This window comes from Hymenobacter sp. DG25B (assembly GCF_000801315.1).
In the GTDB taxonomy this organism is placed as follows: Bacteria; Bacteroidota; Bacteroidia; order Cytophagales; family Hymenobacteraceae; genus Hymenobacter.
The window spans coordinates 1248195-1259895 of record NZ_CP010054.1 but is presented as its reverse complement, the minus strand read 5'-3'; the positions used below and the strand labels follow the sequence as shown (position 1 = coordinate 1259895).

The window sequence follows — 11701 nt, the reverse complement described above, 5'->3', positions numbered from 1 at the left end:
GCCGCGCCTTGTCTGACCTTTCTGTTTCCGCTTCTCCGCCCGGGCTGCCCTTGATGCGGCAGCGCTGGAGCCAGCTGCTGTTTGCGCACTGGCCCATGCCGCCGGAGCTGCTGCGTCCCTACCTGCCGGCCCGCCTGGAGCTGGACCTGTTTGAGGGCCAGGCATGGCTGGGCGTGGTGCCCTTTACCATGAGCAGTATTCGCCCGCTGGGGTTGCCGGCCATACCGGGCCTTAACCGGCTGCACGAGCTGAACGTGCGCACCTATGCGCGCCTGAACGGCGTACCCGGGGTGTGGTTTTTGTCGCTCGATGCCACCCAGCCGCTGGGAGTGTGGGCGGCGCGCACGCTGTTTCATCTCCCCTACCTGCACGCCAGCATCAGCCTGACCGAAACTGCCGGCACTCTCCGGGCCGTGGCGCGGCGGACGCACCGCGGAGCAGCGCCCGCCACGTTTGCCGCCACCTGGACGCCCGGGGCTCCCTTAGCCACAGCCCGGCCCGGTTCGCTGGCGCACTTCCTAACCGAGCGGTACTGCCTCTACACCGCCGGACCCGATCTGATGCCCGGAGTAGGCAGCGGGAATCTCTGGCGGGGCCGCCTTTTGCATGAGCCCTGGAAACTGCGCGAAGCCACTCTCACGGAGTGGGAATCCACGCTGGTGGAAAGCCACGGCCTGCCTACGCCAACGGGGGCTCCGCTGCTGTACGCCGCTGATGCGCTGGACGTGTGGGTGCAGGAGTTGCGGCACATCTGAGCCCATTCGGCGCCCCAGCCGTTGCTTTAGCGGCGTACTTCAAAGCCGGAGTAGTTCTGCGCGGGGCCACTGGCCACTTCTACTTTATCTACCCGGGCCGCGGCCGGGCCCTGGTGGCACCAGGCTTCCAGCTGATCCAAGGCAGCCGGTGGGCCTTCCGCTTCTATAGTCACGGTAGCGTCGGGGTTGTTGCGGGCATACCCGGTAAGGCCCAGCTGCTGCGCCTGCTGCCGGGCGCTCTGGCGGAAAAACACGCCCTGCACGCGGCCGTAGATGTGGAAAGTGCGATGTGCGGTCATGCAAGCGGTTGTGAAATGAGGCGAAATCCTGATGCCCACTGCTTACGGCGGATGCGGCGCAGTTGATACACCTGCATTTTCCGCGGCGGCGCAGCAGTTCTCCGGAATTAGCTCCCTCCTTTACAATGGTTTTCCGCTCTTCCGATGCGCTTATTACTTCCGTTAGTCTTCTGCTTTAGTCTGCTCACCAGCCTGGCAGCGCAGGCCCAGCACCCGGTCAGGGTAGTGGTGCGCGACAGCCTGACGCACCTTCCTCTGCCCGGCGTGAGCATGGCAGTAGCGGGCACCGGCCTGGGCACTACCTCCAATGAGCAGGGCCTGGCCACGCTGGCAAACGTGCCGGGCGAGGCCGTGGAACTTACCTTTGTTCTGCTTTCTTACCACACCAAAACCCTCACTATACAGCTACCCCAGCCGGCCGGGCCGCCTCCCACGGTGGTGCTGGGCCCGGGCAACCTGGAGCTGGCCGAGGTAGTAGTAACCAGCACGCGCACCAACTCCCGCATCGAGGACCTGCCCACGCGGGTGGAAGTGCTGGGCGCCGAGGAAATGGAGGAGGAAGGCAGTATTAAGCCCGGCAACATAGCCTCCCTGCTCGGCGACGTGGCCGGCATGCAGGTGCAGCCCACCTCAGCCACCACCGGCAATGCCGACCTGCGCATTCAGGGCCTGCAGGGCAAATACACCCAGCTGCTGCGCGACGGACTACCGCTGTTTGGGGGCTACGCGGGCAGCTTCGGCATTCTGCAGCTGCCCCCGCTTGATCTGCAGCAGGTTGAAATCATCAAAGGGGCCTCCTCTACGCTGTACGGGGGTGGGGCCATTGCCGGCATGATTAATCTGATTTCGAAGGAGCCCCGGCTGGGCCGCCCCGAGCGGCAGGTGCTGGCCAACGTTTCTACCCTGCAGGAAAGCAACCTGAACGGCTTTTTCGCCGCCCGCAGCCCGCGCCGGGGCTACACCCTGTTTGTGGGCGCCACCCGCCAGCAGGCGGTGGATGTAAACGGGGATGGGTTTTCCGACGTGCCCCGCCTGCGCAGCCTGACGCTGCACCCGCGCCTGTTCTTCTACCCCGCCAACGGGCACGGCAAGCTTGTGGTGGGCTACACCGGCCTCTACGAAACCCGCCGGGGCGGCGACATGCAGGTGCTGCGCGGGCAGCCCGATGACCAGCACCAGTTCTTCATCAACAATACCTCGTGGCGGCATACGGTGGACGGGCGCTATGAACACACCGCCGACGATGGGCGCCAGCTGACTCTGAAGAGCAGCCTGAGCTACTTTAGCCGCGACGCCCGCACCAGCACTACCGGCCTCCACGCGGGACAGCTATCCTACTACGCCGAGGGCAGCTACCTGCACCGCGCCGGCTCCCACGCCCTGGTGCTGGGTGCCAACATCACCGGCGAGAGTTTCCGGCCCCACCAGCCCGCGCTGCTGCTGTTGCGGGCCTACGACTACGTGACGCCCGGCCTGTTTATGCAGGACGACTGGCAACTGGCCCCGGCCTTCACCCTGCAAACCGGGCTGCGCGTGGACTACCACAACCACTATGGCCTCTTTGTGCTGCCCCGGATGAGCGGACTGCTGAAGCTGGGACGGCACTTCTCGTCGCGGGTAGGGGGCGGGCTGGGCTATAAGGCGCCCTCCTTTTTTGTGAATGAGCTGGATGAGCGGGACTTTGCCCGGGTGCTGCCCTTTGCGCCTGGGGTGCGGGCCGAGCAGGCGGCGGGGGCCGGCTGGGACGTGAACTACCAGGCCGTGGTGGGCGAAGGCGAGGAAGCCCTGACGCTGACCGTAAACCAGTCGTTTTTTCTGACGCGCATCAGTCACCCACTACTGCTCGACTCTGATGCCCGCACCGGCTTTCTAAACTTCAGCAACTCTCCCCAGCCCTTTCTGACCCGGGGCTTCGAGACCTACGTGCGCCTCAAGCAGGACGAGACGGAGCTTTACCTGGGCTACGTTTTTACCGATGCCCGCAAGCCCAATGACACCGTTAATCCCTATTTAAGCCTGATTGCGCGGCATAAAGTGGCCGCCGTGGGCACCGTGGAGCTCAGCTCCCACTGGCGCGTCGGCCTGGAAGCCTCCTACATCGGCCACCAGCACCTCGATGACGGCCGCCGTACGCCGGGCTACTTTATTGCAGCGGCGCTGCTGCGCTATGCTACCGGCCCGCTGGCCCTGGTACTTAATGCCGAGAATCTGCTTGACTACCGCCAGACCCGCCGCGAGGCTGTGATGCTCGATGACCTGCGCAACCCCACCTTCCGTCAGCTTTGGGCCCCACTGGAAGGCCGCGTTATCAATCTATCGGCAACGGTGAAGTTTTAAGCCGCAGGCAGCGGTGCGGCACCTGCAGAAGTAGTCATTCTTGCTTTATTTAGGCGACCAATACATAGCTATGAAGCCGCACTTCGCCCCGACTGACCTGCTCTACGCCCTAATGATTGTGTTGCCCCTGCTGGCTACCGCCCTGGCGCTCTGGGCCGGAGGCTGGTGGCGGCACTTGTATGTGTTTGGCGCCCGGCTGCTGCTGGGCGCGCTCATGCTGGGCGGCGGACTGTATAAGCTCTCCGAAAACCATATTCCGGGCCTCATGGGGCCGCCCATGAACCATGCGTGGCTGACGGCGCAGGGCCTGGTACTATTTGCGCAGTTTATCGGCGTAGCCCAGCTGCTGATTGGGGTGCTTCTGCTTACCCGGCGTTTTGCCCTGCTGGGCGCCGTGTTGCTGGTGCCCATGTGGCTGAACATCATCTTCCTGACCTGGTCGCAGAACTGGGTGGGCACGCCCTGGCTGACTACCGGCTTCCTGGTGCTGACGATTGGCCTGTTGCTGCATGATTTCAACCGCCTGCGCTGGGTGCTGTATCCGCCGCAGGATGCGGCGGCCCTGCGGGCTCTGCCGTGGCGCACCGGTGGGGCAGGCCTCGAAACCCTGTGGTGGCTGGGCATCGGGATTCTGCTGCTGGGCAGCCTGCTCTATTTTATCTCACTGCAGATAATGGTGGTTACTATGGCTGCGGGGGCCGCGCTGTTGCTGGCTGCGCTGGTTTGGGAATGGCGAATGCGCGCCTAGTCCTGCTGGCGCTGGCGCACGGCTTCAAACGTAAGAATAGCTGTAGCCGTGCTCACATTCAGGGAGTCAATGGCGCCGCGCATGGGAATGATGATGGTTTGGTCGCAGGCCTGCCGGAGCTCAGGCGTGAGGCCGTCGGCTTCGGTACCCATCACCAGCGCGGTGGGGCCGCGGAAGTCGCAGGTGGTGTAAGGAATGGCGGTATCCGTGAGGGCGGCGGCGTAGGTCCGGATGCCGTGCTGCCGGCACCAGGCCAGCAATTCCTCCCGCGTGGTAGCCACCGTGGGCACGGTAAAAATGCAGCCAATACTGGAGCGAATGGCGTTGGGATTATAAAGGTCGGTGCGGGGGTCACACACAATGACGGCATCGGCCTGGGCGGCATCGGCGGTGCGCAGAATAGCGCCCAGGTTGCCGGGCTTCTCTACGGCCTCCAGCACCAGCAACAGCGGGGCGGCGGGCAATTTTAGATTGGCCAGCTTGTGTTGCGGCGGGCGCACCAAGGCCAGAATTCCGTCGGAGCCTTCGCGGTAAGCCACTTTTTCAAATACCGGCCTCGATACCGTAAACCATTCTGATTCCCGGCTCAGCATCCCGGCCAAGGCCTCCTGCTGGGCGGGGCTGGTCAGCTCCGGGCACACAAACAAGCTGTGCACCGCTACCCCGGCCTGCCGCGCAATAGTCAGCTCCCGGAAGCCTTCAATAATGGTGAGGTTTTGCTGGCGGCGCTCCGCTGATTTCTGCTGCAAACGCAGCAGGTTTTTAATCCTCGGGTTCTGGGGGCTGGTAATGGCGTCGGGGGCAGCAGGCATGGGAAACGGGGCTGAACGGGAAGGCGAAGATACGGGGGAACCCGGCCGCCAAAATTACGTTGGTGGGCCAAGTTTCTTACGTTTGTAGCCTATGCGGTTAAATCTTACCAATAAAATTACGCTGGGCCTCGGTATGGCCGCCCTGGTGCTGCTGCTCACGGCGGCCATGGCCTACTACAGCAACCAGCGCCTGTGGTTCTACACCAAGCAGGTGTCGCACTCCTATCAGGTATTGCAGGCCACCGCCGATCTGCGCACGGAGCTGCGCGATGCCCAGGCGTCCGTCCGCAACTACCTGCTGCTGGGCGATACCTCCTACATCCGGCCCTTTCGGGAGGCCGAGGGGAAACTGAGCAAGCACTACGCCACCCTGCGCCTGCTTACCAGCGACAACCCCGTACAACAGACGCGCCTGGACACTCTACGCGCCGTTATTGACCAGCAAATGGCCGAGCTGGCGGGCTGGACCACCGTGCGGGTTACCTCGCCCACGGCCCGTACCATGATTGTGCGTACCCAGGCCCAGCTGGAACGCACCCGTAGCCTCCTCAATACCATCAAAAATGAAGAGGATGCCCTGCTGCAGGACCGGGACAACAGCCAGAACTTCTATGCCACTACTACCCCGGTAGCCTTGATCCTGTCAGCTTTGCTGGCCATTGCGCTGGTATTATGGCTGATGCGGCGCATTCTGCAGGAGCTGCGCGCCAACGATATTCTGCAGAAAGAGCTGGCAGACATTAATGCGGCTACCCGTCGGCGCATTTCCATTATTGATAACCTGGTAGAGCAGATTGTACAGGGCGACTACAGCATTAAAATAAAGGATGAGGAGCGCGACAGTCTGGGCCGCCTCACGCACTCCCTCAACCGCATGACCCGGCAGCTTTCCGAAGCATTCAGCGCTTTGCAAAACCGGAACCGCGAGCTGGATCAGTTTGCCTACGTGGCCTCCCACGACCTGAAAGCGCCGCTGCGGGGCATTATGACGGTGGTGAAGTGGATTGAAGATGAACTAGCCCAGGAACTCTCCCCCCAGATGCGGCAGTACTTGGACATGATGAAGGGCCGCCTGAGCCGGCTGGAAGACCTCATTAATGGTCTGCTGGCGTATGCCCGCGCCGGCCGCACCACCCCCCGCGTAGAAGCCGTGAACGTGGCCGAGCTGGTGCGCGAGGTGGCCGACATGGTGGTACCGCCTACCTTTCAGCTACAATTGGCCGAGCTGCCTACCCTCACCACAGACCGCCTGAGCCTGCAGCAGGTGTTTACTAACCTGTTCAGCAATGCGGTGAAGTACCACGACCAGGGGGCGGGCACCATTTACATCAGCAGCCGGGAGGTAAAAAAAATGTATGAGTTTACGGTGGCCGATGACGGACCCGGCATCGCCCCGGCCTACCGGGAAAAAATCTTCCTGATGTTCCAGACCCTGCGCGACCGAAACACGGCCGAAAGCACGGGTATCGGCCTGAGCATCGTGAAAAAGATAATTGACGAGCAAAAAGGCAGCATTCGCGTGGAAGAAGCTGCCCATGGGCGCGGCGCAGCCTTTATCTTTACGTGGCCCAAAGCCACCACCACCACGGCCGCTCCCGAGGCCGCGGTAGCTATTACCTCGTAACAAGTTCCTTTTTAGATATGCGCTCAGTACTGCTGGTAGAAGATGATTTTTTTGACACGATGACCGTGCAGAAATCCTTCGAAAAATTTAGTGTGCCGCACAAGCTGCACACGGCCTTTAATGGTCTGGAAGCACTGGATCTGCTTTTGGGCCGCAACGGCGTAGAAGCCATCGAGCCCCTGCCGGACGTGATTCTGCTGGACCTGAACATGCCCAAGATGAACGGGTACGAGTTTATGGCCGAAATACAGAACCACCCGCACCTGGCTCAGATTCCGGTGTTCATCATCACCACCTCCGCCATGGACATAGACCGGCTCACGGCCCAAAACCTGGGGGTGCGTGGCTACATTTTGAAGCCCCTGGATTTTGAAACGTCTACCGACATGGTGGATAGCATGAGCCTGCTGGAAACCCTGCTGAAATAAGCCGCCAACACCACGCACCGCCCGCCGTACGTAGAGCGGCAGAAGCCATACGGTTTCTGCCGCTTTTTGCGTTTTAAGACCAGCTCCTCGCAGAAAAGCATAAAAGCCCACGGCACGCAACCTTACACCGAATTTTATTCTCTTCCCTGTAGTTTTAGCACCATCCGGGCGCAGCCTATATCTTGGCTGCCCGGAGTGTATTTCACCGTTTCGCTCTTCCAATCTATGTCCATTCGTTCCTATGCTTTGGGTTTGATGTTGCTGGTGGGTACACCGGCGGCGGTGCTGGCGCAGAATACCCCCCGCCAGCTCAATACCCTTCCTTCCCTCCCCGACTCTACCCACCAGCGGGAACAGAATAAACAGCCCGCGCAGGCTCCCACGCCGGCTACTATCCCAGCCCCGCAGCCCGGCGGTATGGCCACCCTGCCTCCCGCCGAAAACTCCCGGTTTCGGGTGGGCCTGAAAAGCGGGCAGGAGCTACGCGCCCTGGATGTGGAGGTGCGGGAGCCTTTCCTGGGCAAAAGCTATTTGCTGCTGGATGGGCAGCAGCGCCTGGAGCTCAGCCAGATTCGCTATTACGAGGATGCCTCGGGCTTTTACGTGCGCACCAATCTGCCGGGCTCTTCCCGGGAAACCACCCTGCGCCGCGACCGGACCGGGCGCATCAGCCAGTATTCCATTACCCGCACCCAGTACGATAACAATGCCTTTAGCCCCTATGGCTACGGGCGGGGCGGCTATGGCTACCCTTACGGTTTTGGCGGCGGCTACCGCACTACCAAAGCCGAGTATTTCAGCAAAGACAATGGCCCGGTGCAGGATATGAGCCTGCGCAACCTCAGCATAGCCACCCAGGATAATGCCGGGGCGCAAAGCATGCTGAACCAGGCCCGCCGCTACCGCAACTATACCGCCTTCAGCTACGTGGGCGCCGGGGCCCTGGCCGTAGCCGGGCTGGTATCTTCCTTCAGTGGTTCGCAACAAAGTGTTTCGCCGCTGATTTATGCAACGCCGGTGCTGCTGATAGCCCCCCTGATTTTCCAGAGCAAGCAGCAGCAGCAGATCAAGCAGGCCATCAATCTGTACAACGCGCAGGCGGCCCGGTAACAACAAAGGCGGGTAGGCGCGTACAAGCGCTGTGCCTTCCCTATTTGATGCTGCTGAGTTTGCTGCCCGCCAGGCCAAAGCCTTGCTGGTGCATGAACGCCTGTGCCAGGAGTACGGCGCGCCCTTCCGGTTTTTCAGCCAGAAAGATGCCCTGAGCGAGCTGGTCAGCGCTGTGCTTTCCCACCGTACCAAAAACGCCGATTCCCACCGGGCCTACCAACAGCTGCGGGCGCGCTTTCCTGACTGGGAAGATGTGCGCGATGCACCGGTGGCGGAGGTGGAAGCGGCCATTAGCCCCTGCACCTGGCCCGAGCAGAAAGCGCCCCGCATTCAGGCCATGCTACGCGAAATCAGTGCGCGGTGCGGGGGGCCCTGCGACCTGGCTTTTCTGGCCGATATGCCCGTGGCCGAGGCCCGCGCCTGGCTGGAAAGCCTGCATGGCGTGGGGCCCAAAACCAGCGCCGCTACCCTGCTTTTCAGCACTCTGCGCATTCCGGCTATGCCGGTAGATAGTCACCACCACCGGGTGGCGCAGCGCCTGGGGCTGATAGCAGCTAAAATCGGCCCCGATGCGGCGCATGACCTGCTCTCGGCGCTGCTGCCGCCGGACTGGGATGCCCAGCAGGTATATGACCACCACGAGGCCTTTATGTACCACGGGCAGAAGTGCTGCTACTTTCAGGCGCCGGCCTGCGGCCGCTGTGTGGTGCTGGACCAGTGCCCGTATGGCCAGCAACGGCTGGGCCGCGCTTCGTAAAAGCCTTATTTCAGCGGCTTTGTCTATCTTTTGGCCGTATCTACCTTCCCACTAGCATTTATGAAAAAGACCTATGGCCTGCCAGCACTGCTTTCCATCTTCTTTCCCGGGTTGGGCCAGCTTATCAAAGGCCAGATTTTAAAGGCTTTTCTGATTTGGGCGGTGGGCGGCGCCGTCAGCTTTTTACTGTTCTGGACGCTGATAGCCCCCTTTGTTATCTGGGCCTGGAACGTGTATGATGCCTACAATGACCCGGCCTGAGCCGTGGCCACGCTACACATCAAAGCCAAACCCAATGCCCGCCAGAACGCCCTGCTGCTTTCAGCCGATGGCTCCATTACCGTTCGGCTGAAAGCTCCGCCGCAGGATGGCAAGGCCAATGCCTGCCTGCTGGAATACTTGGCCGGGATATTTGGCCTGCCCAAATCCAGCCTGGAGCTGCTGACGGGCCATACCGCGCCCTTCAAAAAAATTGCGGTGGCCGGCCTCACCGATGAGCAGGCCCTAGCCGTAGTGAGGCAACACGCCACCCTTTCCTAACCCCTGTTTTTATGCATTTTCCCATGTGGGCCATGGCCGGCTTCTGGGGGCTGGTTTCCGGCTCGGCCTTGCTGATAGGCGCGGCCATTGGCTTTTTCACGCATGTTTCACAGCGCGTAGTTGGGGCCATTATGGCTTTTGGCAGCGGCGTACTTATTTCCACGCTTTCCCTGGAGCTGATGGAAGATGCCTACGTGAAGGGCGGGTTCCATTCGGCGGCCATTGGTTTTTTAGGGGGTGCTTCCGCTTTTACGCTGGCCAACTGGGTACTGGCCCGCTATGGTGCCAAGCACCGCAAGCGCTCCGGCCACCACCAGGCCACGGAGCGGAAGCAGGTGCAGCAGGGCCAAACGGAAGGCAACGACCCCGGCGACGACAATAGCTCTGCGCTGGCCATTGGTGCCCTGTTAGATGGTATTCCGGAGAGTATTGTTATCGGGTTGAGTTTACTGGCCGGCGGTGCGGTGAGTACCGTGGCCGTGGTGGCTATTTTTCTCTCCAACCTGCCCGAAGGCCTTTCCAGCGCCGCCGGCATGAAAAAGGCCGGCCATTCGGCGCGCTATGTCATGCTGCTCTGGAGCGGCATTGCCCTGATATCGGGGGTGGCCTCATTGCTGGGGTACACGGTGTTCAGCCATTTCTCGGCGGAGGTAGTGGCCATTACCACCGCCGTAGCGGCCGGTGCCGTGCTGGCCATGATTGCCGACACCATGATACCCGAAGCCTTTGAAGTAGCCCACAACTTCACCGGGCTAATTACGGTGCTGGGATTCCTGCTCTCGTTTTTTCTGAGCAAGATGAGTATGTAGCCTTACTGGCTGCTGAGTACGCTACTGGCCTGCAGCTCCCGGCGGAAGCTTTGCTCAAACTCTTCATCCACGTGGTAGGTGGACTCCTCGTGCTGACTGAGGTCGAGGCCCAGCTCCTCTTCCGCTGATTTCACCCGTAGGGCAAAGAACCGGTCGGTGATTTTGAGCAGCACCCAGGCTCCCACAAAGGAATACGTAACCACAATCAGCAGGCCCAGCACATGGTAGCCGAAGGTGGTGAACGAGCCGTGCACCAGCCCTACTTTATCGGCAAACACGCCCGTGAGCAGCATGCCCACAATGCCACCCAGGCCGTGGCAGGGAAACACGTCCAGCGTGTCGTCAATGGTAGTGCGGCTGTTCTGCCAGTGCACGGCGGTGTGGCTTACCAGGGCACCTACCACGCCAATCAGCAGGCTTTGGCCGTAGGTAACATACCCGGCCGCCGGCGTAATGGCCACCAGGCCTACCACCGCCCCAATGCAGGCGCCCACTGCCGTGGGCTTGCCGTTGCGGGCCACTTCAATCAGCAGCCAGGCCACCAGCGCGGCGGCCGAGGCCAGGTTGGTATTCACAAAAGATGTAGCCGCCAGCTCATTCGCGCCCAGCGCCGAGCCGGCATTAAACCCAAACCAGCCAAACCAAAGCAAGCCCGTACCCAACAGAACAAACGGCACATTGGGCGTGGAGAAAGATGATTTACGCACGTGCGCGTTGCGCCGGCCCAGCACCATAGCGCCCGCCAGGGCCGCAATGCCCGCCGAAATATGTACTACCGTGCCACCGGCAAAATCCAGCACGCCCCACTTGCGCAGGAAGCCCTCGGGGTGCCACGTCCAGTGGGCCAGTGGACAGTAGATGAACAGGCTGAAAAGCACCATAAAGGCCAGATAGCCCTTAAAGCGCACCCGCTCGGCAAACGAGCCGGTGATGAGCGCCGGAGTGATAATGGCAAACTTCAGTTGGAAGGCGAAGTAGAGAATGAAGGGAATAGTGGCGGCAAACGCAGGATTGGGCGCCGTGCCCACATTGCGCAACATGATATAGGTAAGAGGGTTGCCGATGAGCCCATGCCAGGATTCGCCGTAGGCCAGCGAGAACCCCACAAAGTAGAAGACCAGCGAGATAACGCCCAGCGCCACGAAACTTTGCAGCATGGTACTGATAACGTTTTTAGGCCGCACCATACCACCATAAAAGAACGAAAGCCCGGGCGTCATAATCAGCACGAAGGCGGTGGCGGTGAGCATCCAAGCCACATCGGCGGGGTTTAAAGAGCCGGCCACGGCGCTAGGGTGCGGCAAATCCACAAACGCGGCCAGCAGGCACAGGACCACCAGCGTAAATAGCGTGAACAGACTTACACTCGGACGAAATACAGCAGGAGCCCTCATTTTTGAAAATATCTCAACCATTCAACCATCACCCTGTCAAATCGAAAGGCAATATACAGTTCAGTTGAAACATTAATCGAATACTACC

At 61.0% G+C, this 11701-nt stretch carries 13 protein-coding genes; 10 read left to right on the top strand and 3 right to left on the bottom strand.

Translation table 11 applies throughout. The features are described 5' to 3' along the window. Positions 1 to 8: 8 nt before the first annotated feature. Entirely contained in the window at positions 9 to 755 is a 747-nt protein-coding gene (locus PK28_RS05420) for a YqjF family protein (protein ID WP_197070481.1), read from the top strand. Between the two features lie 26 nt (positions 756 to 781). Here PK28_RS05420 and PK28_RS05415 read toward each other — a convergent pair whose 3' ends face one another. Continuing rightward, the gene (locus PK28_RS05415) at positions 782 to 1054 is read right to left on the bottom strand and encodes an acylphosphatase (RefSeq protein WP_044512200.1); all 273 of its coding nucleotides are present in this window, start codon (positions 1052 to 1054) and stop codon (positions 782 to 784) included. Positions 1055 to 1198: 144 nt separating this feature from the next. Here PK28_RS05415 and PK28_RS05410 point away from each other — a divergent pair, with 144 nt between their 5' ends. Further along, on the top strand, positions 1199 to 3391 hold the full coding sequence (locus tag PK28_RS05410) for a TonB-dependent receptor (RefSeq protein ID WP_044512197.1): 2193 nt from the start codon (positions 1199 to 1201) through the stop codon (positions 3389 to 3391). Positions 3392 to 3461: 70 nt separating this feature from the next. Then, the gene (locus tag PK28_RS18865) at positions 3462 to 4139 is read left to right on the top strand and encodes a hypothetical protein (protein ID WP_156126251.1); all 678 of its coding nucleotides are present in this window, start codon (positions 3462 to 3464) and stop codon (positions 4137 to 4139) included. Here the strand turns inward: PK28_RS18865 and PK28_RS05400 are convergent. Then, on the bottom strand, positions 4136 to 4951 hold the full coding sequence (locus PK28_RS05400) for a TrmH family RNA methyltransferase (protein WP_044512194.1): 816 nt from the start codon (positions 4949 to 4951) through the stop codon (positions 4136 to 4138). The two genes, PK28_RS18865 and PK28_RS05400, sit on opposite strands and share 4 nt — an antisense overlap. 91 nt (positions 4952 to 5042) lie before the next feature. Here PK28_RS05400 and PK28_RS19520 point away from each other — a divergent pair, with 91 nt between their 5' ends. The 7 genes from PK28_RS19520 (at position 5043) to PK28_RS05365 (ending at position 10219) form a co-directional block, all read left to right on the top strand. After that, on the top strand, positions 5043 to 6575 hold the full coding sequence (locus tag PK28_RS19520) for a sensor histidine kinase (RefSeq protein ID WP_052430524.1): 1533 nt from the start codon (positions 5043 to 5045) through the stop codon (positions 6573 to 6575). Between the two features lie 17 nt (positions 6576 to 6592). Next, positions 6593 to 7003 (top strand): response regulator, encoded by a 411-nt coding sequence (locus PK28_RS05390; RefSeq protein ID WP_044512191.1) that lies wholly within the window; start codon positions 6593 to 6595, stop codon positions 7001 to 7003. A gap of 225 nt (positions 7004 to 7228) precedes the next feature. Further along, complete coding sequence (locus PK28_RS05385) at positions 7229 to 8113, top strand: hypothetical protein (protein ID WP_044512188.1); 885 nt, start codon at positions 7229 to 7231, stop codon at positions 8111 to 8113. A gap of 31 nt (positions 8114 to 8144) precedes the next feature. Next, complete coding sequence (locus tag PK28_RS05380) at positions 8145 to 8870, top strand: endonuclease III domain-containing protein (protein ID WP_044512185.1); 726 nt, start codon at positions 8145 to 8147, stop codon at positions 8868 to 8870. A 60-nt stretch (positions 8871 to 8930) separates the two neighbouring features. Then, positions 8931 to 9131: a hypothetical protein gene (locus tag PK28_RS05375; protein WP_044512183.1), complete on the top strand. Its 201-nt coding sequence runs from the start codon at positions 8931 to 8933 to the stop codon at positions 9129 to 9131. A 3-nt stretch (positions 9132 to 9134) separates the two neighbouring features. Then, positions 9135 to 9410: a DUF167 domain-containing protein gene (locus PK28_RS05370; RefSeq protein WP_044512180.1), complete on the top strand. Its 276-nt coding sequence runs from the start codon at positions 9135 to 9137 to the stop codon at positions 9408 to 9410. Positions 9411 to 9421: 11 nt separating this feature from the next. Next, positions 9422 to 10219 (top strand): ZIP family metal transporter, encoded by a 798-nt coding sequence (locus PK28_RS05365; protein WP_044512178.1) that lies wholly within the window; start codon positions 9422 to 9424, stop codon positions 10217 to 10219. A 2-nt stretch (positions 10220 to 10221) separates the two neighbouring features. On the opposite strand, the gene PK28_RS05360 is transcribed toward PK28_RS05365, so the two are convergent. Then, on the bottom strand, positions 10222 to 11613 hold the full coding sequence (locus tag PK28_RS05360) for an ammonium transporter (RefSeq protein WP_048826290.1): 1392 nt from the start codon (positions 11611 to 11613) through the stop codon (positions 10222 to 10224). Positions 11614 to 11701: the final 88 nt, after the last annotated feature.